Raw genomic sequence first — 21,936 nt, 5'->3', positions numbered from 1 at the left:
CGGTGGACGCGGCCCTGGTCGCGGCCGAACAGGCGGGCGGGGCCGGCACTCCTGCCTCGGCCCTGGCCCTGGCACGCGCGCGGCTGGCCCGCGGGGAGCCTGTCGCGCACCTGGTACGCCTCGCCCTGGCGATGTCGGCCAGCGTGCCGCCCGACGTGTCCGTCGACGGTTGGCTGCTCGACGCGTACCTGTCGTACGAGGAGGAGGACTCCTCGAAGGGCCGCCGTTCCCTCGACCGGGCGCTCCGCGTCGCCGACCGCGAGCAGATCCGGCTCCCGTTCGCGCTGTGCAGGGTGTGGCTGCAGCCGGTGCTGCGGCAGGACCCCGAGCTGGCGCGGCCGTACGAGCGGCTCCTCGGGCCGCTGCGCCTGGGCAGCGGCCGCCCGGCCCGAGCCGCGGAGATGGAGACCGCCGCGGTCGAGAAGCTGAGCACGCGGGAGCTGGACGTGCTGCGCCGGCTGGCCGGGATGATGACCACCGATGAGATCGCCGACGAGCTGTGCCTGTCGGTCAACACCATCAAGACGCACCTGAAGAGCATCTACCGGAAGCTGGGCGTGACACGGAGGGGTGAGGCCGTGCGGCGGGCCCGCCGCCTCTCGCTGCTGAGGGACTGACACATCGGAAGTCGGGGGCATTTCATCCGCTGCGGGTGATATGGACTCCGTCTCCGGAGCGGACGATGTTACCGACGTAGTTACCGACGTATCGACCCGATCCAATGACGGGGAGTGCTGAGATGACTGAGGCAATGGGCTCCGGGCCGGCGATGGCCGGCCAGCCGGTGAGCGGCTGGGTGAAGGGATTCGCCTCCTTCGCCGGTTGCCTGATGGTGCTGATCGGAGTGTTCGGCGTGATCGTCGGCGTCTCCGCCATCTTCAGGGACGACGTGTACGTGCTCCGTGGCGACTACCTGTTCAAGTGGGACATGACGGCATGGGGCTGGATCCACGCCATCATCGGGGTCGTGATGGTGCTGGCCGGGTTCGCCGTGTTCTCCGGGCAGGTCTGGGCGCGCACGATCGGCGTCATCCTCGCGGCGCTGAGCGGCATCGCGAACTTCATGTTCCTGCCGTACTACCCGGTCTGGTCCCTGCTGATCATCACCCTGGACGTCGTGGTGATCGCGGCCCTGACCATGTACTCGAAGCGCGCCGCCGCGACCTAACCGGCCTCCTGTCCTGACCCGGGCCGCGGCCCGGGTCAGGACAGGATGAGCGCGACGAAGACCAGGCAGGTGGCGATGTTGATCACCCAGCCGTGGGTGTTCGCCCACTCCCGCACCTTAGGCATCGCCCGCACGGCTCGCCGGTGAAACACGAGCAGGGCCAGCAGCGGCAGCGCGGCGATCAGCAGGGTGGTCAGGATGAACGGCACCGCCGCGATCAGTCCTTCCTCGGCCTGTTCCAGCTTGGCGCCGACCGTCAGCATGACGATGATGTCGGAGGGCATGAGCAGGATCACCAGTGTTCCGGTCGTGAACGCCTTCCAGGGGGTCGCCCCCATCAGCGCGGTGAGCCACGCCGGCGGCTCGATCGTCTCGCGCCTCACGTAGTTCTTCAGCGCGGCGAGGATCAGCAGGGCGACCAGGCCGAGCTGGATGATCTGGCCGACCGTTCCGCTGTCGGCATGGCTGCGCAGCGAGACCTGGGCGCCGAGCAGCCCGAAGATCGTGCGGGTGATGGCGACTCCCACCGTCGTGGCGACGCCGACCCCGGCGAGGAACGCCAGCGACACCCGCACGGCCCGCTCGGTGGTCACCAGGATGATCGCGGACACGATCTGCGGGCCGACCATCATGGTGATGGCCAGCGGGAGTACCTGGAGTTCCACGGCTCCTCCTCCGGCTCGATCGTCGCGACCTCGCCCCTCGTGATCCGCGCCGGACGGCCCGGATCACGGTACGACCGGCCGACGCGAAGGTAACTCGCCCGCTACGGGTGATCCCCCACCCGGTGGTACGCCGAATCCTGGTGTCCTGCCCGAACCGCGATCGGCGCAGAACACGATAGGAGACCGACCATGGAGTATCCGCTGCTCAACGTGCTCGTGACCATGCTGTGGTTCTTCCTCTGGGTTCTCTGGTTCATGCTCCTCTTCCGCGTCTTCGCCGACATCTTCCGCGATGACTCGCTGAACGGATGGGCCAAGGCCGGCTGGTCGATCGTCGTCATCCTCCTGCCGCTCCTCGGCGTCTTCATCTACCTCATCGCCCGCGGCCGGGGCATGGGCCAGCGGGAGGTCTCCTGGGCCCGCGGGTACGAGGCCCGCTACTACGGACCCGCCGCGGCCGAGCGCATGCGGGTCGCCAGCCAGGCGGACGAGCTCGCGAGGCTCGCCGACCTCAAGGAGCACGGCCATCTCACCGACCAGGAGTACGAGCAGGCCAAGGCCAGGGTGCTCTCCGGCTGAGCCGGCCAGGCCCGGGATCCGCGCCGCCCGCGTTAGAAACGCACATTCATCACAGCAAGTCAAGGTACTTTGACCGGAAGGCGCGCCACCCGTCCGGCCTGCCGCACCAGCCTGCGACCAGGTCACATTATGGTTAACACGCCCTGATGGGGCATAGATAACCATGATCTCTGCAAGGCGGAGTCAAGCGGCTTGCAGGCGCCTGGGCGCACCCTCTGAGCATGAACAAGGAGCCGTTCGCCGCCAGCGTCACTGTCGTCGTCCCCGCGATGAACGAAGCCGACAACCTGCCGCACGTCTTCGCCACGCTGCCCGACTGGATCGACGAGGTCGTCCTCGTCGACGGCAACTCCAGCGACGACACCGTCGCCGTCGCCCGCAGGCTGCGCCCCGACCTCCGCGTCGTCGCGCAGACCGGCCGCGGCAAGGGCAACGCGCTGATCGAGGGCTTCGCCGCCGCCAGCGGCGACATCATCGTCATGATCGACGCGGACGGCTCCACCGACGGGCGGGAGATCTTCTCCTTCGTCACCACGCTGCTCCGGGGCGCCGACTTCGCCAAGGGTTCGAGATACGCCCCCGGCGGCGGCTCCGACGACATCAGCCTGCTGCGCTCCCTCGGCAACCGGGCGCTGACCGGCCTGACCAACCTGCTGTACGGCACCAGCTACACCGACCTGTGCTACGGCTACAACGCCTTCTGGGCGCGCCACCTCGACGCTCTGGCGCTCGACTGCGACGGTTTCGAGATCGAGACGCTCATGAACGTCCGCGCCGCCCAGGCGGGGCTGGTCATCGCCGAGGTCCCCAGCCACGAGCGCACCCGCATCCACGGCGAGAGCAACCTGAACGCGGCGCGCGACGGCTGGCGGGTGCTCAAGACCATCTTCCGCGAGCGGGTCCGTGGAGCCGCCACCCCTCAGGCCCAGGTGGCGCTCGCGAAGTAGGGGCGCCACCCCGCCCTGGCATCTGTGAAGCCGAGGATGACATCCTCGGCTTCATGCGTTACATCGTGATCGGAGCGGGAGCGGTCGGCGGCACCATCGGCGCCCGCCTCTTCCAGGGCGGACACGAGGTGCTGCTGGTCGCCCGCGGCGCCCACCACGAGGCGCTGAAGACCGGCGGCCTGCGCCTGATCACCCCCCACACCACCGAAATCCTCCCCATCCCCGCCGCGAACGGCCCCGTCCCCACCCGCGACGACGACGTGCTCGTCCTGGCCACCAAGTCGCAGGACACGATCGCGGCCCTCGAACCCTGGCCCCGCCACCTGCCCGTCGTCTGCGCGCAGAACGGCGTCGACAACGAGCGGACCACGATGCGCAGGTTCGAGCGCGTGTACGGCATGTGCGTATGGCTGCCCGCTCTGCACCTGGAGCCCGGCACGGTCGCCGCGTACGGCCATCCGCACTCCGGGATGTTCCACCTCGGACGTTATCCACAAGGTGTGGACGATCTCGCCCAGCAGATCGTCACGGACCTGACCAAGAGCGGGTTCGTCGCGCTGGCCTCGCCCGACGTGATGCGCTGGAAGTACGGCAAGCTCCTCAGCAACCTGGGCAACGCGATCGAGGCGCTCTGCGAACGGACCCAGGGCATCGAGACGCTGCGGGAGCGCGCCCGGGCCGAGGGCACGGCCGTGCTGGAGGAGGCGGGCATCCCCTACTCGACCCCGCAGGAGGAACGGGAGAGCCGCGGCCGCCGGGTCGACATCCTGCCGATCGACGGCGTCTCACGCGGGGGCGGCTCCTCGTGGCAGAGCCTGGCCAAGTCGAGCGGCTCGATCGAGGCCGACTACCTCAACGGCGAGATCGTCCTGCTCGGGCGCGAGTACGGCATCCCCACCCCGGTGAACGAGGTGCTGCAGCGCGAGGCCGACCGGGCCGCCCGCGAGAAGCTCCCACCCGGGGCGATGCCGGTGGAGCGGCTGACGGCGCTCATCGACGCGGCCTGAAACCCCTACCGGATCGGCACTGTCGCCGCATACAGCGCGCGTCCGTGGGCAGAGGAAGGCTCGCTCTGAGACGACAAGGGGTGAGTTGATGATCTTCTTAGGACTGATCCTGGTCCTGCTCGCCGGTGGTGCCGTCGTCCTCGTCGCCACCGAGGAAAGCGCCAGGTACATCCTGTTCGGTTACACGTTCCAGCCTGACCACGTCGAGATGTTCGCGGCGGGCGCCGTCACGGCGGCGGTGCTGATGGCCGGGCTCCTACTGATCGGCGCGGGCTCGCGCAGGTCGGCCAGGCGGCGCCGCCAGGCGCTCAGCGCCAGGGCCGAGGCCACCGACAAGGTGGCCAAGCTGGAGGACGAGAAGCGCGACCTGCAGCGCCGCCTTGAGCGGGAGCAGGCCGCCGAACGCCAGCAGGCGGTCGAGCGCCGGCAAGCGGCGGAGCGCGAGCGCACCGCCGAGCACCGGCGTCCCCCCGTCCCCCAGCAGGCCACCGGTGACCGGCTCGTCGCCCGCGGCTCTGACGACACCAGGTCCTAGCCGTCCGCCACGGGCGTGACCCCGTGAGGCCGTGGTGACCTGGCGGTGAGGGCGGCCATCCGGCCGCCCTCACGCCGGATCGCGGAAGCCCGCCCGGAGGGGTGTACTCTGCGAGGCGATCTCATCTTGCCTCCGGAGGTCGCATGCCCCCCACACGTGGCCGTCCCATCGCACTCAAGCTCCTCGTGCTGCTGCTCGTCCCGCTGACCTCGCTCGTGGGCCTGTGGGCGTTCGCCGCGGGCCTGACCGGGGGTGACGGCCTGCGGCTCCTCCAGATCAACGAACTGGTGACCAACCTGTCCAACCCCGCCGAGCAGATCAACGTCCAGCTCCAGAACGAGCGGCTCGCCTCGGTGGAGTTCCTGACGAGCGGGCAGGGCCGCGAGCGGCTCACCACCCAGCGGGCGCAGACCGACAGGATCGTGGCCGAGTTCCGGAAACTCGCCGGCGAGCAGCGTGACGTCTCACCTCAGATGGCCGCACAGCTCGCCGCCCTGTATGACAAGCTCGACCGGCTCCCCGAGATCCGCCACACGGTCGACGGCCCCAGCCCAGCACCGTTCGAGGTGATCGACGGCTACAGCCAGATGGTGGACGCCACGTTCCGCATGCGCGACGCGATGATCCTGGTGCCCGACACCTCGCTCTACCGGCAGGCGCGGGCGGTGACCATGCTCGGCGAGGCCAAGGACATCCTGTCCAGGGAGCGCGCGGTGATCACCGTGGTGCTGGCCAGGGGCAGGGTCACCGGGGCCGAGCGTGAGGCGTTCACCGGAATGGTGGCCACCAGGCGGCTCCTCTACACACAGGCCATGTCCCATCTCGATCCCGAGCTGCGCGCGCCGTACGAGCGGCTGATGGACTCGCCCGCGTACAAGGAGTTCGTCGCGGCGGAGGACGCCATCAGGGGGCAGGCCGTCCTGAACGGGCTGCCCGCCACGGCGGCCACCTGGCCCACCGACGCGGCGAACGTGTGGGCCATGGTCGAGCGCAACCAGTTCGCCGCCGTGCAGGGCGTCGTGCGGCGGGTCACCCCTGCCGCGAACGGCATCCTGACCAAGATCGGCGTCGCCGGCGGCGTGGGGCTGCTCGCGGTGCTCGCCTCCATTCTGCTGTCGCTGCGCTTCCGCCGCCGCCTGGGCGAGGAACTCGCCGGCCTGCGCGACGCCGCCACCGAGCTGGCCGAGATCCGGCTGGCGGGGCTGGTCAAGCGGTTGCGCACCGGCGGTGCGCAGGCGCCGTCACCCGAGGAGGTGGCGCCGCTGGAGGTGAAGGCGGACACCTCGGAGGTGCGTGACATCGTCGCGGCCTTCAACAGCGTCCAGTCCACGGCCGTGGAGGCCGCGCTGGGTCAGGCCCGGCTGCGGCACGGCGTCGGCCAGGTCTTCCTCAACCTGGCCAGGCGCAACCAGTCGCTGCTCCACCGCCAGCTGCTGCAGCTCGACAGCATGGAGCGCAAGACGCAGGAGCCCGAGATCCTCGAGGACCTGTTCAAGCTCGACCACCTCACGACCCGCATGCGCCGGCACGCCGAGAGCCTCATCATCCTGTCGGACCAGGCTCCGGGGCGCGGGTGGCGCAATCCGGTGCCGATCCACGACGTGCTGCGCGCCGCCGTCGCCGAGGTCGAGGAGTATCAGCGGGTGGAGGTGCTCCGGCCCCCGTCGGTCGCGGTGGTGGGCGGTGCCGTCACCGACGTCGCCCACCTGATGGCCGAGCTGGTGGAGAACGCCACGCTGTTCTCGCCGCCGAAGACCAGAGTGGACCTGCGGACCACGACCACCCCTCACGGCATCACGGTCGAGGTGGAGGACCGCGGCCTCGGGCTGGGGCGGGCCGAGCTGGACGAGCTCAACGCGCGGCTGGCGAAGATGCCGGAGTTCGACCTCGCGCAGAGCGAGCGGCTCGGGCTGTTCGTGGTGGGCAGGCTGGCGGCCAGGCACGGCATCAAGGTCACTCTCGGCCCCTCGCCGTACGGAGGGCTGACCGCGAGCGTGTCGCTGCCCGCGTCGCTCCTCGCGGACCAGCCCGCCCTGGCCGGACGCTAGCTCCTGCCGGACGGAGGCTCCTGCGGACTAGGCGGCCACGGGCGTGCGGGGAACGTACTCGTTCTCGAGGTCGGCGGCGTAGACGGCGCGGCGGCAGTGGGAGCACCGGTACACGATCGGGCCCTCGTCGAGCTCGTGGTGGCAGCGCGGGCAGTGGGTGCTGGTCTTCATGGGATCCCCCTAGTGGTACGTGCCTCTATGAAAGCCTCATCGCATTGCAGGAGCCCTGCATCACGCTTGACACGATGCCGCTGCGTTGATGGGCGTTCCATGCCGTTCTTCACACCGGCCGTATGCGATTCGACGGTGTCTCCACGGCGTTTCGAGGAGAACATTGTTACGGCAGCGCAGTTCACTCCGCTGCCCGAGAGCCCAGAACCGCCCGGGAATAGCCCATGAGGGCTAGGTGTTGCATGGTTCGGAACGTGTGATACGTTGCCGACGGCGTCGAGCTACAGCTCCGCCGATCTCTTTCCTCAGTGGCCCGCCCCGTGTCGTGGGCCGGCCGCTCTCTCACCCCCAGCCGGGCTCCGTTCCGGCGTGCCCTTCGAGAGGGGCCCAATCATGTCTGTGCAATCCATCCCCCAGCAACGCGCCCACCCCCCGGTACGGCAGGTCAGCGGCCTGCTCGACCTGCGGGACAAGGGCGCCTTCATCCGCGCGGAGCACCTTCCAGGCCCTGGTGACGTCCGCGTGCCACCTGACAGGGCCAGGCAGCTCGGCCTGCGTCACGGCGACCACGTCGTCGCCGCCGTCGCGGGCGGCAAGCTGGTGAACGTCGAGACGGTGAACGGCCGCACCAACTGGCGCGACAGGCCGCACTTCGCCGACCTGACGCCCGTGCACCCGGCCGAGCGCCTCCACATGGAGACGGAGTCGCTCAGCAACCGGGTCATCGACCTGTTCGCGCCCATCGGCAAGGGCCAGCGCGGGCTCATCGTCGCACCGCCCAAGGCCGGCAAGACCATGGTCCTGCAGGCCCTGGCCGCCGGGATCACCCGCAACCACCCCGAGGTGCGCCTCATGGTGCTCCTCGTCGGCGAACGCCCCGAGGAGGTCACCGAGCTGCGCTCCGCCGTCAGGGGCGAGGTCTTCTCCTCGACGTTCGACAATCCAGACCGCGACCACACCGCCATCGCGGAGCTGGCCGTCGAGCGGGCCAAGCGCCTCGTGGAGAACGGCGAGGACGTCGTGCTCCTGCTCGACTCGCTGACGCGGCTCGGCCGCGCCTACAACAACCTGGCGCCGGGAGGCGGCCGGGTGCTCACCGGCGGCCTCGACGCCGGCGCCCTCTACCCGCCCAAGCGCTTCTTCGGCGCCGCGCGCAACGTGCTCGGCGGCGGTTCGCTCACCATCCTCGCCACCGCCCTCGTGGACACGGGCTCGCGCATGGACACCAGCCTGTACGAGGAGTTCAAAGGCACCGGGAACATGGAGCTCCACCTGGTACGAGAGCTCGCGGAGCGCCGCCTGTACCCTGCCGTGGACCTGGAGGCCTCCGGGACGCGTCGTGAGGAGATCCTGCTGCCCGACGGCGAACGGCAGGTGGTGTGGCGGCTGCGCCGCATGATGGGCGCGCTGGAGCGGCACCAGGGGCTCGAACTCCTCATCGGCAAGCTCCGCGAGACCCCGACCAACGCCGCCTTCCTGCGCGCCGCGGGGTGACCCCCCGCCGGGCGGGACGGTGAAGGGGGCAAGTGAGGTGCTTGGAAGAATGGGGACATGCTCGCCGACATCATCGAATATCTGGCCTGTCCCGTCTGCCGTGAATCGATGAGCCTGGCGCGTGGGGCCGTGCGGTGCGGGCAGGGGCATGCCTTCGACGTGGCCAAGCAGGGATATGTGAGCCTGCTCATGGGATCACAGGTGCCGGGGACCGCCGACAGCGCGGACATGGTGGCCGCGCGGGCCGGTTTCCTGGGGGCCGGGCATTTCGCGCCGCTCGCCGACACGGTGGCGGAGCTTGTGGCGGAGCTTGTGGCGGCGCGCGTTCGAGGAGGCCACCGCACCCGGGCGAACGTGATTCGTGGGGAAAGGTTCTCCGAGCGGCCGGACGGCGGGGCCGGGAGGGCGTACGGTGGTCCCTGGTCCGGTCACGACGCGGAGCCGGCAGGGCAGGATGCCGACCTCGCGGCGCGACCAGTGATCGTGGACGCCGGAGCGGGCACCGGCCACTACCTGGCGACCGTGCTCGAAGCGGTGGACCGTGGCATCGGAGTGGCGTTCGATGTGTCCAAGCACGCCGTTCGGCGGGCGGCGCGGGCGCATCCGAGGGTGGGAGCGTTCGTGGCTGACGTGTGGCGGCCGCTGCCTCTCCGCAGCGGGGTGGCCGACGTGGTGATGGACGTGTTCGCGCCCAGGAACGGGCCCGAGTTCAGGCGGGTCCTGCGTCCCGGCGGCGCGGTGGTCGTCGTCACACCCGCCGAGGCCCATCTGAGCCCGCTGGTGCGCGAGCTTGGCCTGCTCTCCGTGGACGAGGACAAGGACCGGCGCGTGGCGCGGAGCATGGAGGGGTTCGCCGAGACTGAGCGGCGCACCGTCGAGTTCGACATGGAGCTGTCGCGCGGCGACGTCGCCGAGGTGGTGCGGATGGGGCCGAGCGCGTGGCATACCGACCCCGCAGAACTCGATGAACGAATCTCCTCATATATCTCTCGTAGAGCGGAAAATCGGGAAAAAGTAGTAACGCGGGCTGCGTTTCACCTGTCTATCTTCGAGGCGGAGCCCCGCACAAGAGCGGTTGCTTGACTGGCATGTGGGACTGGTGTTACTGATGGGGCATTTAGTCCGAAATTCCCCCACATTCCCAGAGTATTTCCGCGATACAGACGCAATACTGGACGGCAACCCGCGGCGGGAGGCGGGGCGACCAAGGGAGGGGGCGCGCCGGATGAAGGCCGAGGAACGCTGGCAGGCCAGGTTCCGAGCCTCGCGCATGACGCTACCGGTCTGGGCGCGCAGAGCCCCCAACCGCTCGGTCTACCGCTCCAACGCAACGGGCACCTGGCAGGTCTACGCCTGGGACCGCGCCACCGGCACCACCCGCCAGGTCACCGTCCGGCCCAAAGGCACCGCCCACACCGCCATCGACCCCACCGGCCAGTGGATCTACTGGTTCGGCGACACCGAGGGCGACGAGTTCGGCGTGTGGTGGCGCCAGCCGTTCATGGGCGGCCCCGACCAGTTAGTCGCCCCCGATCTGCCGCCCGGCCAGCCGGGCGGGATCGCCCTGTCCTCGACCGGGCTGGTCGCGATCAGCCTCGCCAGCGAGGGCGCCTTCAGGATCCACCTGGTACGACACGGCGACCCGTCGCGCCTGCTCTACGAGGACGCCGAGGCGGCCTGGGTGGCCGACATGTCCCTGGACGGTCAGCTCATCGCCATCAACCACGGCGAGTACGGCGACTTCCGGCACCCGGCCCTGCGCGTGGTCCGTCAGTCCGGCCAGACGGTCGGCGAGCTCTACGACGGCGACGACCGGGGCGTGATCGGGCTCCGGTTCGCCCCGGTGCTGGGAGACCGGCGGCTGCTCGCCCTGCACGAGCGCCGCCAGCGCCAGGAGCCGCTCGTCTGGGACCCGGTCACCGGCGAGCAGCGCGAGATCTGGCTGCGCGACTCGGGCGACCTCGCCGCCGAGTGGTACGACGACGGCCGCGGCCTGCTCATCCTGCGCGACAACCGCGCCCGCAGCTACCTGCACCGCTACGACCTCGCGGGCGGCGGGCTGACCCTGATCGACACCCCGCACGGCGTGATCGACGACGCGGCGCCACGCCCCGGCGGTCACGTGGAGTATTCCTGGTCGAGCGCCTCCCGGCCGCCCGTCATCCGGTCGAGCAACGGCCAGGTGGTGGTGAACCCGAGCGGCCCGGCCGCGCCGCCGAGCGTGCCCGTCGAGGACCTCGACGTCGGCGGTCCAGGCGGGCGGATCCACGCGCTGGTCTCCCGGCCTGAGCACGGCAGCGCACCGTACCCCACCGTGTTCATGCTGCACGGCGGGCCGACGGCGCACGACCGCGACACCTTCTCGCCGGAGGTCGCGGCCTGGGTGGACGCCGGGTTCGCCGTGGTGCGGGTCAACTACCGGGGCTCGACGGGCTACGGATCGGCCTGGCGCGACGCGCTCCACGGGGAGGTCGGGCACATCGAGCTCCAGGACGTCGCCGCCGTGCGCGAGTGGGTGGTCGAGCAGGGCATCGCCGACCCGGCCAGGATCGTGCTGTCGGGCACCGCCTGGGGCGGCTACCTCACGCTGCTCGGGCTCGGGACCCAGCCGGGGCTGTGGGCGGCCGGCATCGCGGCCGTGCCGATCGCCTGCCACCAGACCTCGTACGAGGACGAGGCCGAGAGCCTGCGCGCCTACCACCGGGCACTGCTCGGCGGCTCACCGGACGAGCAGCCCGAGCGCTACGCGGCCAGCTCCCCCATCACTTACGTCGAGCAGGTGGAGAGCCCGGTGCTGATCCTGGCGGGCGAGAACGACACCCGCTGCCCGCTGCGCCAGATCGAGAAGTACGTGGCCAGGCTCGCCGAGCACGGGCGCCGGCACGAGATCTACACCTACGACGCCGTGCGGGGCTCGCTGGTGGTGGCCGAGCGGATAGCCCAGATGAGCCTGCAGCTGGAGTTCGCCCGCAAGCACGTGGGTTGACGAGCCGCGGGGACGTGGCCCGGGGAGCCCGGTCAGCGGGCGCGCAGGACCACGATGGCCATGTCGTCGGCGCTGGGCTCGGCGGCGAAGTCGGCCACGCCCCGGCGGATGCGTTCGGCGACCGCCCTGGCCGACAGGCCAGCGCACTCGGCGAGCAGCCCGGCCAGGCCGCAGTCGTCGTCGAGCAGCCGGCCGCCGTTGCGCCGCTCGGTCACCCCGTCGGTAACCGCGAGCAGCACGTCGCCGTGGTCGAGGTGGACCGTGTCCGCCTCGAAGACCACCTCGGGGAAGACGCCGAGCAGCGACTGCGGGGTGGTGACCGCCTCGACCTCGCCGGTGGGCCTGAGGCGCAGCGCCTCGGGATGGCCGGCGGACACCAGGCGCACCTCCAGGCCCGTCTCCACCGGCGTGATGTCGCCGTGCAGCAACGTGAGGAACCTGGCCCGCTCCCCCTCCTCCAGGATGGCCTGGTTGAGCCGGCCCAGCACGGCGGCCACGCCGTAGCCCTCGCGGGCGAGCAGGCGCAGCGTGTGGCGGGCCAGGCCGGTCACGGCGGCGGCCTCGGGACCGGTGCCGCACACGTCGCCGATCGCGAACCGCCACGAGTCGTCGCCCGCCTTGAACAGGTCGTAGAAGTCGCCGCCCACCTCGTTGGCCTCGCCGGCGGCCTCGTAGACGACGCCGTAGTCGAGGCCGGGCACCTCGGGCTCGTTGGGCGGCAGGAGGCTGCGCTGCAGCGCTCGGTTGGCGGCGGCCTGCTGCGCGTAGAGGCGGGCGTTGTCCATGGCCAGCGCGGCACGCCTGCCGATGTCCTCGGCGAGCTGGATGACCTCGTCGGGGAAGCTGTCAGGCCGGCCCAGGCACATCATGCCGAGGCCGCGCCCGCGTGCGGTCAGCGGGACGGCGAGCACCTGGTGGTCGCCGACGGTGACGGCGGAGGTGACCGGCGCGTCGGCCGCGCTCACGTCCAGCTCGGCCAGCTCGTGGCGCAGCCCGTCGATGCGGGCCTCGTCGGCGTGCCACAGGTAGACCAGCCGCAGCGGGCCCGAACCACCGTCGGAGGTGTAGACGGCGCACCAGGGGCAGAGCCTGGGCACCACGATCTGGGCGATGATGGCGGGCACCATGTCGGGGTTGAGCGTGCCGGCCAGCAGGTCGCTCGCGTCGGCGAGGAACCCCAGCCAGTGGGGGCCCCTCGACGTCTCGGCGAGCCATTCGGACGCGACTTCCTCCACGGAGCCGGGTAGCGTGAGTCTTGCCCAATGGACACGGGAGTCGCCGGAAAAGGTGACGCCCCACTCCTCGACCACCACAGAGGGAGCCTTCGGATCGCCCTGCGCAATGTTCCGTTGCCTCAACTCCACCTGTATGGCGTTGCCGAGATGTTTCCAGACGACCTCGAACGGCTCGTCGACGACCTGCTCCGTCAGGTCGGCCGCCACCTGCTCGGCGACGTGCACCATGCCGCCGGCGGCCCACGCGGTCATCACCTCGCGCGTGAACCTCATCGCGGCGGGCACGGCGCTCTCGCCGGGTGCGAACGCCGCCGCGAGCACGGCATGGGGAGAAGCAGTCATCCCACCGTGCCTACCACACTTCGCGCTGACATGGGGTAAATCCAAGGGCAGGACTGTGAGCTACAGAACGTGACAGACTTGAACCACTCACCGCCGCACCCCGGGAGTGAAGGAGGCCCTATGACGACGGCCAAGACCGCCCCTGGCTCCGAGGAGAAGATCTACAGCGAGAAGGACCTCGTCCCGATCCTCGAGACGTTGTTCTCCTGGCGCGACGGCGACTTCCGGCGGCGCGTCCCGCACGCCCCGCCCGGAATCCTCAGCGAGGTGCGGTTGCTCCTCAACGAGGTGGCCGACCGTCGCGAGCACCTCGCCAACGAGCTTGTGAGGGTGCGCAAGGAGGTCGTGAGGGAGGGCCGGTTCGGCGAGCGGCTGACGCCGGGGCCAGGGGTCGGCGCCTGGGCGGAGAGCGTCGAATCGGTCAACATGCTGATCGACGCCCTGGTGACCCCGGTGAGCGGCGCCGCGGACGTGATCGACGCGGTGGCCAAGGGAGACCTTTCGCGGCGCATCGACCTCGACCGGTCGGCGCGCGGCGAGGTGCGCCGCCTGGGCAAGGCCATCAACGGCATGGTGGAGCAGCTCGCCCTGTTCAACTCCGAGGTGACCAGGGTGGCCCGCGAGGCGGGCACCGAGGGCAGGCTGGGCGGCAGCGCCAACGTGCGGGGCATGTCGGGGAGCTGGCGCGACCTCACCGAGGCGGTCAACACGATGTCGTCGCGGGTGGCCGCGCAGGTGCGCGACATCGCCGTGGTGACCACGGCGGTGGCCAAGGGCGACCTGAGCCGCAAGGTGACCGTCGACGCCGTCGGCGAGATGTTCGAGCTGAAGAACACCGTCAACACGATGGTCGACCAGCTCTCCGGGTTCGCGGAAGAGGTCACCCGGGTCGCCCGCGAGGTGGGCACAGAGGGCCAGCTCGGCGGCCAGGCGGAGGTCACGGGCGTGTCCGGGGTCTGGAAGGACCTCACCGACAACGTCAACTTCATGGCCAACAACCTGACCTCCCAGGTGCGCAGCATCGCCACGGTGGCGACGGCGGTGGCCCAGGGCAACCTGTCGAAGAAGATCACCGTCGACGCGCAGGGCGAGATCCTCCAGCTCAAGGACACCCTCAACACCATGGTCGACCAGCTCTCGTCCTTCGCCGAAGAGGTCACCCGGGTCGCCCGCGAGGTGGGCACAGAGGGCCAGCTCGGCGGCCAGGCGGAGGTCACGGGCGTGTCCGGGGTCTGGAAGGACCTCACCGACAACGTCAACTCGATGGCCAACAACCTGACCTACCAGGTGCGCAACATCGCCCAGGTGACCACGGCCGTGGCCAACGGCGACCTCACCCGCAAGATCGACGTGGACGCGCAGGGCGAGATCCTCGAACTCAAGTCGACGATGAACACGATGGTCGACCAGCTCTCGTCGTTCGCCTCCGAGGTGACCCGGGTGGCCCGCGAGGTGGGCACCGAGGGCCAGCTCGGCGGCCAGGCGCAGGTGCGCGGGGTGTCGGGCGTCTGGAAGGACCTCACCGACAACGTCAACTCGATGGCCAACAACCTGACCTCCCAGGTGCGCCAGATCGCCGCCGTTTCCTCGGCCAGGTGGGCACCGAGGGCCAGCTCGGCGGCCAGGCGCAGGTGCGCGGGGTGTCGGGCGTCTGGAAGGACCTCACCGACAACGTCAACTCGATGGCCAACAACCTGACCTCCCAGGTGCGCCAGATCGCCGCCGTTTCCTCGGCCGTGGCCCAGGGCAACCTGTCGAAGAAGATCACCGTCGACGCGCAGGGCGAGATCCTCCAGCTCAAGGACACCCTCAACACCATGGTCGACCAGCTCTCGTCGTTCGCCGACGAGGTCACCCGGGTGGCCCGCGAGGTGGGCACTCAGGGGCAGCTCGGCGGCCAGGCGCGGGTGCAGGGCGTGTCGGGCGTCTGGAAGGACCTCACCGACAACGTCAACTTCATGGCCAACAACCTGACCTACCAGGTGCGCAACATCGCCGAGGTGACCACGGCGGTCGCCAACGGCGACCTCACCCGCAAGATCGACGTGGACGCCCAGGGCGAGATCCTGGCGCTGAAGACCACCATCAACCGGATGGTCGACCAGCTCTCGTCGTTCGCCTCCGAGGTGACCCGGGTGGCGCGCGAGGTCGGCTCGGAGGGCCAGCTCGGCGGCCAGGCGCGGGTGGAGGGCGTCGAGGGCACCTGGAAGCGCCTCACCGAGAGCGTGAACGAGCTGGCGGGCAACCTGACCATCCAGGTGCGCGCCATCGCGACCGTGACCAGCGCCGTGGCCCGGGGCGACCTGACCCGCTCGATCGCCGTCGAGGCGCAGGGCGAGCTGGCCGAGCTCAAGGACAACATCAACTCCATGGTGGCCAACCTGCGGGAGACGACCCAGGCCAACCAGGAGCAGGACTGGCTCAAGTCCAACCTGGCCCGCATCTCCCGCCTCATGCAGGGCCACCGCGACCTGTTCGAGGTGGCCAAGCTGACGATGAGCGAGCTGACGCCGCTGGTCTCGGCCCGCTACGGCGCCTTCTACAGCGTCGATCCCGAGGGCGACCACGAGCTGCTGCTGATCGGCGGCTACGGCGTGCGGCCCGACCGGGGCCCGCGCCAGCGCTTCGCGGTCGGCGAGGGCATCGTCGGCCAGGCGGCGGCCGAGGGCAGGCACATCGTGCTCGACGACGTGCCGCCGGGGTTCATCACCATCGACAGCGGGCTCAGCTCCTCGACGCCGGCGCAGATCGTGGTGCTGCCGATCCTGTTCGAGAGCCGGGTGCTGGGCGTGCTGGAGCTGGCCTCGTTCACGCCGTTCGGCGAGGTGCACCTCGACTTCCTGACCCAGCTCGTCGAGACCATCGGCGTCACGATGAACACCATCATCGCCAACTCCCGCACCGAGGACCTGCTGACCGAGTCGCAGCGGCTCACCCGCGAGCTGCAGGAGCGCTCCGACGAGCTGCAGCGCCAGCAGGAGGAGCTGCGCAGGTCCAACGCCGAGCTAGAGGACAAGGCGGCGCTGCTCGCCAAGCAGAACCGCGCGATCGAGATCCAGAACTTCCAGATCGAGCAGGCCCGCCGCACGCTGGAGGAGCGGGCCGAGCAGCTCGCGGTCTCCTCGCGCTACAAGTCCGAGTTCCTGGCCAACATGTCCCACGAGCTGCGCACGCCACTCAACAGCCTGCTGGTGCTGGCCAAGCTGCTGACCGAGAACGCCGAAGGCAACCTGACCTCGCAGCAGGTCGAGTTCGCCCGCACGATCCACGGCGCGGGCTCGGCGCTGCTCCAGCTCATTAACGACATGCTCGACCTGTCCAAGGTCGAGGCGGGCCGGATGGACATCCACCCGATCCGGGTGTCGCTGCCGAAGATCGTCGACCTGCTGGAGGCGGCGTTCGCGCCGCTGGCGGCCGACAAGGGGCTGGCGTTCACCGTGGACGTCGCCGGCGACGTGCCGCAGGAGCTGCGCGCCGACGAGCAGCGCCTGCAGCAGGTGCTGCGCAACCTGCTGTCCAACGCGGTGAAGTTCACGCACAAGGGCGAGGTCAAGCTGCGCGTCGCTCCGGCGCCTCCGGGCGTGGTGTTCGGTGACGAGACGCTGCACGACGCCCGCGACCTGCTCGCGTTCCAGGTCATCGACACCGGCATCGGCATCGCTCCCGACAAGCGGGAGCTCATCTTCGAGGCGTTCAGGCAGGCCGACGGCACCACCAGCCGCAAGTACGGCGGCACCGGCCTGGGCCTGGCCATCTGCCGCGACATCGCCAGGCTGCTCGGCGGCGAGATCCACGTCGAGAGCGAGCCGGGTGTGGGCAGCACGTTCACCCTCTACCTGCCGGCCACCTACACCGGGCCGCTGGCGGCCGGCGACGGGGGCGCCCGCGGGCAGCTCATGGCCACGCCGGTGGTGGAGCCGATCGTGCCCGAGCCGCCGATGCCGCTGGACCTGCCGCTGCCCGAGCTGGCCGAGTCGCCGGCCGAGGCCGGCCAGTGGCAGGGCGACGACCCGCTCGGCGCCGCGAAGATCCTCATCGTGGACGACGACATCCGCAACGTGTTCGCGCTGACCAGCGTGCTGGAGCGGCACGGTGCGACGGTCGTCTACGCCGAGAACGGCCGGGAGGGGATCGAGCAGCTGGAGCGCAACGAGGACGTCGCGCTGGTGCTGATGGACATCATGATGCCGGAGATGGACGGCTGGGCCACGACCTCGGCCATCCGCCGCATGCCGCAGTTCGCGGATCTGCCGATCATCGCATTGACCGCTAAGGTCATGCGGGGCGATCGTGAGAAGAGCATCGCCTCGGGCGCGTCCGACTACGTGCCCAAGCCGGTCGATGTGGACCGTCTGCTCGAACGACTGCGCGGTTGGCTCAGCCGTGGGCGGGTGTCCACCACGGACTCAGCCGAAGGATCGTGATCGATGACGGATCGAGCCAAGATTCTCCTGGTCGATGACCGCGAGGAGAACCTGATCGCCCTTGAGGCCATCCTGAGCTCGCTCGACCTGGTGCCGGTGCGCGCCAGGTCCGGTGAGGAGGCGCTCAAGGCCCTGCTCAACACCGAGTTCGCGCTCATCCTGCTCGACGTCCGGATGCCCGGCATGGACGGGTTCGAGACGGCCGCCCACATCAAGCGCCGCGAACGCACCCGCAACATTCCGATCATCTTCCTGACCGTGGTCGACAGCGCCCCCGACTACGCCTTCCGCGGCTACGCGGCCGGGGCCGTCGACTACCTCACCAAGCCGTTCGACCCGTGGGTGCTGCGGGCGAAGGTGTCGGTGTTCACCGAGCTCTACAACATGAACAAGCGACTGGCCGAGCAGGCGTCGATGCTGCGCGATCGGGTCTCCGCCGAGCTGCCGCCCGGCGCGGGCGATCAGGCCGCGGTGCTGCCGGAGCTGTCGAGGCGGCTCACCGCGGTGGAGGAGGAGCTCGAACGGGTGAGAGAGCTGGCCCGCAAGTCGCAGGATCCGGCGCTGGCGATCCCGCTGGCCGATCTGGCCGATCGGGTGGCGAGCCTGCGGTCCGGGTTCGACGCGCTCTCCTGATGTAAAACCGGGGACAACATCCCCCAATGGCATGATTTGTGCGTTTTTCGGTTCTCTACAGTCGTTTAGAGGTCCTAAGCAGAGGAGAACCGAGTTGGTGCACGATCTTTCGTTCCTGCGCGAGCTCGTCGCGATGAAGGACGAGATGGGCGTCGTCTCGCTGTACGTGACCGTCAAGCCGCGCGCCGAGGCGGAGGGCAGGCCGCCGTGGGAGATCCGGTTGCGCCATGCGTTGCGGGACGTACGGGAACAGGTGACCGCCTGGCCGGACCGGATCCGGCGCGCCACCGTACTGGAGCACCTGGACGCGCTGGAGCCGGAGGTGGCCGAGCTGGTCGATCCGGCCGCGCCCGGGCTGGGGCGCGCACTGTTCGCGCCGGTGTGCACGGGTGAGATCCGCCGGACCTCGCTGCAGGTGCCCGTCGGCACCGGCGCGGCGCTGGAGCCGACGCCGTACGTGCGCCCGCTGCTCACCGCGATGGCGACCAGCGCCCCGGCCGGCGTCGTCGTGGTCCGGCGGGAGGGCGTGCGACTGATCGACTACAGGTACGGCCTGGCCGACGACGTCTACCGGTCCGCCTTCGACCTCGACACCGACGACCGGCCCCGGCAATCGTCCGAGGAACAGGAGAGGTCCCTGCGCCGGGCGGAGGAAAGCCGCAGACGCTACCTGCACGCGGTCGCGCCGGAGATCAGCAACCGGATCGGCGCGCTGCGCTGGACCGACGTCCTCCTGATCGGCGACCCGAGGCTCACCGGGCCGCTGGCCGAGGCGCTCCATCCGCTGGAGCCCGTCCAGATCGACAAGGCCATCGAAGCGCGGTCGGCCGCGGGGGTGGTCGGCCACATCGCCCCCGAGCTGGCGGCGGTGCGCGTGCGCCGGGACGCCGAGCTGATCGGGCGCGTCAGGGACCTGGCGCTCTCGGGCGGGCGCGGCTCGCTCGGCATCGGCCCGTCGCTCGCCCTGCTGAACGAGGGCCGCGTCGACTGCCTGCTGCTCGACGAGAACGGGCGCTGGCGCGGTGGCCGCGGCCCCGACGGCTTCCTGTATCCCGCTGGCCGGGCGCCGCACGGCGTCGAGGTCGTGGCGGAGCCGGATCTCGGCGAGCGGATGATCGAACGGGCGCTGGAGAGCGGGGCGGAGGTGATGATCGTCCACGCCGACGCGGCGGCCGGGCTGGCCGAGCACGACGGCGTGGGCGCGCTCCTGCGCTGGTAGCCGGCTAGTGCCTGGCCCGTTCCAGGGCGTCCCAGAAGCCGCGGCGCAGGGCGTGGCGGACCTCGTCGTGCAGCAGGAAGTCGATGGGCAGCGACGAGCCCTGCAGCAGCCTGGCCTCCAGATCGGACGGCATGCGCGGCTTGCGCGCGAGCACGGCCTCCAGCCAGAGGGCGGGGGCGTCGCGGGCGACCGACTCGCCGAAGTCGTGCCCCTCGCGGTGGGCGGCCTTGACCGCGTCGGCCAGCGTGGTGGCCCCGCCCGTGGAGGCGGACGCCGGCACGAGGGGCGCGGGCTGCGGACCGGTGTAGGCGCCGAGCTGCGAAGGCTGGTAGGTGCCGTTGGACGGCGGCGAGGCGAACTGCCCGGTGGTCGGCGACTGGGGCTGCTGCTGGATCGGCCCGGTCGCCGGGGACTGGGAGGCCGGCTGCGTGGGCTCCTGGTGGTAGTAGGTGGGCAGTGAGGACGGCGTGGACCCCTGACCGCGACCGGACGACGGTGTGCCGTCGTTCGACGGGGCCGCGGGCGTCGGCTGGCCGTACGCGCTCGATTGGCCGTACGCGCTCGATTGGCCGGGCGTGGCCGATTGACCGTGCGAGTTGGACTGGCCGAGCGAGTTGGACTGGCCGTGTGCGGAGGAGCGCGGCGGGGCCGCGTGGCTGCCGCTGCTCTGCGGGGGCGTCGGCAGCGACGGCGGCTGCGAGCTGGGCAGGGAGGTCGGCAGGGAGGGGGACGGAGGCGTCGCGGGCGGGGCGGGCAGCGCGTGCGTGGCGGCGTGCGCGGCGTGGCCGTTGCTGAGCGGCTGGTGGTGGCCGTTCGACGACGCCTCGCTGATGCCGGTGATCAGGCTGACGTAGGGCCTCAGGTGGACGCCGCCCAACTCGATGAGGTCGTCGCCCTCCTGTCTTAACGTGCGCGAGACGGCCCAGCCCCCGTCGGTCGCGATGTGCACGATGGTCACCCGGATGCCGAGGTCCTGCGCGTCGCAGACCACCTGGGTGAGGTCCTCGTCGCCACTGACCAGGACCGCGTCGCAGATGGCGGTGTTGCGGGCGAGCGTCATCAGGTCGCGATGGACCTGGGCGTCGACGCCCTCCCGGCCGCCGGGCCGGATGCGGGACAGGCGAAGCTTGAGACCCGGGAGGTCGGCGAGCGCGTCGTGCTCCGGCGTGTGGCGGCCTTCGACCGTCGCCTCGTACCAGTAGCACCGCAGCAGCGGCAGCCCGGTGCGCTCGCGTGACAGGTTGGTCATCAGCTGCAGCAACCCTGGGTAGTCCCAGGAGACCGCTTCGCGATGACGGGTCCCATGCACGGCCATCGCGCCGTCGGCCAGCAGATAGCCAGCGTCCACGAACAGCGCGCAGCGATCCACTGAAACCGCCCCTTTCCTGGTGGTCCGACCTCACTGGCTCTGCACCGTCAGAGCCGGACTCGGCGGCCCTTTCTCAGGGTAGTGAAAGCAGGTGATCGCGCGGGGTTAATCCCGACGATTCGCCCCCCGCCTGGCCATGCGCCAGAAGATGCAGGGAGACCGTACCAGTTTGTCCTGTTTGTGGTCACGGGCGCGCACGCACGCTGACCGCGGCGACGCCGGACAGGACCACGTCCCTCTCGCTGGAGATCGTCAGCACCGGGTCGTCGCCCAGCTCGGCGCGGAACGTGTCGACGTCCACCCCGAACGTCAGCCCCCGCGCGCCGTTGGAGGAGCCGTCGAACGCGTTGGCGGGATCACGGTCGCCTCCCGCCGGGACGAGCGGTCCGCCCCCCGCCGAGACGCTGTCGCCGTCGAGCTCCGCGTCCCCCTCCCACGTCACCAGCTCCACGCGGGCCGGCAGGCGCTCGGCGGCGCCGGCAGGACTCCCGGCGGCGGTCGTCCGCGCCGGGGCCAGGCCGCCCAGGGGGAGCCGGAGGGTGCCCTCCGCTCCGCCCGCCACCGTGGCTGTGTCGAGCACGGCGGCCTGGCTGTACGGCAGCGCGGGGTCGGTCGCGATGACCACCAGGCTCCACCCCGCGTGCCGCGACACCCCCGGCTGCAGCGGCGGATCCGCCGCCCACCACTCTCCCTCCTTCCTGGCGTTGCCGACGAGCCCGGTCACGTCGGCGAAGGCCTGGTAGCCGGCCCCCGAAGGCAGCTCCCTGGCCATGACCTCATCGGGGCGGACCACCATGTAGCCCCGCCGCCCCGGCGGCTTGATCTTGATCGGTCCCGGCGTGCGGGTGGCGGCCGACCAGTAGAGTCCCGCCCACACGACCTGGCCGCCCCGGGGCAGGCGCAGCCCGGCGCCGCTGGAGGCGGCCGTGGCGGCCACCGCGTCGCCGTCGAGCGGGACCATGGGCCACAGGTCGTTGTCGCGCATGCCGCCCCCGCGCCCACCGGCCTCCGCGCAGCCGTCGCGCTCGGCGGGACAGGTCAGCAGGGAGTTCCCGGCGGCCGTGACGGTCACCCGGCCGTCGGCCGCGAACCTCGCCGGCGCGCCGCCAGGACG

At 70.7% G+C, this 21,936-nt stretch carries 17 protein-coding genes and 2 pseudogenes; 14 read left to right on the top strand and 5 right to left on the bottom strand.

Annotated elements, in window-relative coordinates:
• Positions 1-617: helix-turn-helix domain-containing protein (locus tag DQW85_RS01125; protein ID WP_240196842.1), on the top strand; the 617-nt coding region annotated here is incomplete at its 5' end.
• A 122-nt stretch (positions 618-739) separates the two neighbouring features.
• Positions 740-1,168 (top strand): DUF7144 family membrane protein, encoded by a 429-nt coding sequence (locus DQW85_RS01120; protein ID WP_205314777.1) that lies wholly within the window; start codon positions 740-742, stop codon positions 1,166-1,168.
• 35 nt (positions 1,169-1,203) lie between these two features.
• Here the strand turns inward: DQW85_RS01120 and DQW85_RS01115 are convergent, their stop codons facing one another.
• On the bottom strand, positions 1,204-1,833 hold the full coding sequence (locus DQW85_RS01115; RefSeq protein ID WP_113698617.1) for a GAP family protein: 630 nt from the start codon (positions 1,831-1,833) through the stop codon (positions 1,204-1,206).
• 189 nt (positions 1,834-2,022) lie between these two features.
• Here DQW85_RS01115 and DQW85_RS01110 point away from each other — a divergent pair, with 189 nt between their 5' ends.
• From DQW85_RS01110 to DQW85_RS01090, 5 genes are all read left to right on the top strand, one after another.
• On the top strand, positions 2,023-2,412 hold the full coding sequence (locus tag DQW85_RS01110; RefSeq protein ID WP_113698616.1) for an SHOCT domain-containing protein: 390 nt from the start codon (positions 2,023-2,025) through the stop codon (positions 2,410-2,412).
• A 221-nt stretch (positions 2,413-2,633) separates the two neighbouring features.
• Positions 2,634-3,359 (top strand): glycosyltransferase family 2 protein, encoded by a 726-nt coding sequence (locus DQW85_RS01105; RefSeq protein ID WP_113698615.1) that lies wholly within the window; start codon positions 2,634-2,636, stop codon positions 3,357-3,359.
• 53 nt (positions 3,360-3,412) lie between these two features.
• A complete protein-coding gene (locus DQW85_RS01100; RefSeq protein WP_113698614.1) occupies positions 3,413-4,366 on the top strand; it encodes a ketopantoate reductase family protein in 954 nt (317 codons plus the stop codon).
• A gap of 88 nt (positions 4,367-4,454) precedes the next feature.
• Positions 4,455-4,901 carry a hypothetical protein gene (locus DQW85_RS01095; protein WP_113698613.1) on the top strand — a complete coding sequence of 149 codons (447 nt, stop codon included), beginning with the start codon at positions 4,455-4,457 and terminating at the stop codon, positions 4,899-4,901.
• Between the two features lie 143 nt (positions 4,902-5,044).
• Positions 5,045-6,949, top strand: coding sequence for a sensor histidine kinase (locus DQW85_RS01090; RefSeq protein ID WP_113698612.1), 1,905 nt, complete (start codon positions 5,045-5,047; stop codon positions 6,947-6,949).
• 27 nt (positions 6,950-6,976) lie between these two features.
• Here DQW85_RS01090 and DQW85_RS45500 read toward each other — a convergent pair whose 3' ends face one another.
• Positions 6,977-7,120: a hypothetical protein gene (locus tag DQW85_RS45500; protein ID WP_205314776.1), complete on the bottom strand. Its 144-nt coding sequence runs from the start codon at positions 7,118-7,120 to the stop codon at positions 6,977-6,979.
• Between the two features lie 393 nt (positions 7,121-7,513).
• Between DQW85_RS45500 and rho the strand changes: the two genes are divergently transcribed.
• The 3 genes from rho (at position 7,514) to DQW85_RS01075 (ending at position 11,600) form a co-directional block, all read left to right on the top strand.
• A complete protein-coding gene (rho, locus tag DQW85_RS01085; protein ID WP_113698611.1) occupies positions 7,514-8,614 on the top strand; it encodes a transcription termination factor Rho in 1,101 nt (366 codons plus the stop codon).
• A 57-nt stretch (positions 8,615-8,671) separates the two neighbouring features.
• On the top strand, positions 8,672-9,697 hold the full coding sequence (locus tag DQW85_RS01080; protein WP_113698610.1) for a putative RNA methyltransferase: 1,026 nt from the start codon (positions 8,672-8,674) through the stop codon (positions 9,695-9,697).
• A 142-nt stretch (positions 9,698-9,839) separates the two neighbouring features.
• The gene (locus DQW85_RS01075; RefSeq protein ID WP_113698609.1) at positions 9,840-11,600 is read left to right on the top strand and encodes a S9 family peptidase; all 1,761 of its coding nucleotides are present in this window, start codon (positions 9,840-9,842) and stop codon (positions 11,598-11,600) included.
• Positions 11,601-11,632: 32 nt separating this feature from the next.
• Here the strand turns inward: DQW85_RS01075 and DQW85_RS01070 are convergent, their stop codons facing one another.
• On the bottom strand, positions 11,633-13,177 hold the full coding sequence (locus DQW85_RS01070) for a PP2C family protein-serine/threonine phosphatase (protein ID WP_240196841.1): 1,545 nt from the start codon (positions 13,175-13,177) through the stop codon (positions 11,633-11,635).
• 120 nt (positions 13,178-13,297) lie between these two features.
• Here DQW85_RS01070 and DQW85_RS48495 point away from each other — a divergent pair, with 120 nt between their 5' ends.
• From DQW85_RS48495 to DQW85_RS01050, 4 genes and pseudogenes are all read left to right on the top strand, one after another.
• Entirely contained in the window at positions 13,298-14,875 is a 1,578-nt protein-coding gene (locus tag DQW85_RS48495; RefSeq protein WP_476703589.1) for a HAMP domain-containing protein, read from the top strand.
• Positions 14,809-17,601, top strand: a pseudogene (locus tag DQW85_RS48490) (ATP-binding protein); the annotation flags it as partial. The gene DQW85_RS48495 and the pseudogene DQW85_RS48490, both read left to right, overlap by 67 nt.
• 3 nt (positions 17,602-17,604) lie before the next feature.
• Complete coding sequence (locus DQW85_RS01055; protein WP_113698608.1) at positions 17,605-18,234, top strand: response regulator; 630 nt, start codon at positions 17,605-17,607, stop codon at positions 18,232-18,234.
• 97 nt (positions 18,235-18,331) lie between these two features.
• Entirely contained in the window at positions 18,332-19,453 is a 1,122-nt protein-coding gene (locus tag DQW85_RS01050) for a VLRF1 family aeRF1-type release factor (RefSeq protein ID WP_240196843.1), read from the top strand.
• Between the two features lie 4 nt (positions 19,454-19,457).
• Here the strand turns inward: DQW85_RS01050 and DQW85_RS01045 are convergent, their stop codons facing one another.
• On the bottom strand, positions 19,458-20,822 hold the full coding sequence (locus DQW85_RS01045; RefSeq protein ID WP_113698606.1) for an NYN domain-containing protein: 1,365 nt from the start codon (positions 20,820-20,822) through the stop codon (positions 19,458-19,460).
• A gap of 184 nt (positions 20,823-21,006) precedes the next feature.
• Positions 21,007-21,936, bottom strand: a pseudogene (locus tag DQW85_RS01040) (hypothetical protein); the annotation flags it as partial.

Origin of the sequence: Nonomuraea lactucae (assembly GCF_003313395.1) — a bacterium.
Classification (GTDB): Bacteria; Actinomycetota; Actinomycetes; order Streptosporangiales; family Streptosporangiaceae; genus Nonomuraea; species Nonomuraea lactucae.
The sequence above is the reverse complement of the archived record's forward strand: the minus strand, read 5'-3'. Positions and strand labels throughout refer to the sequence as shown.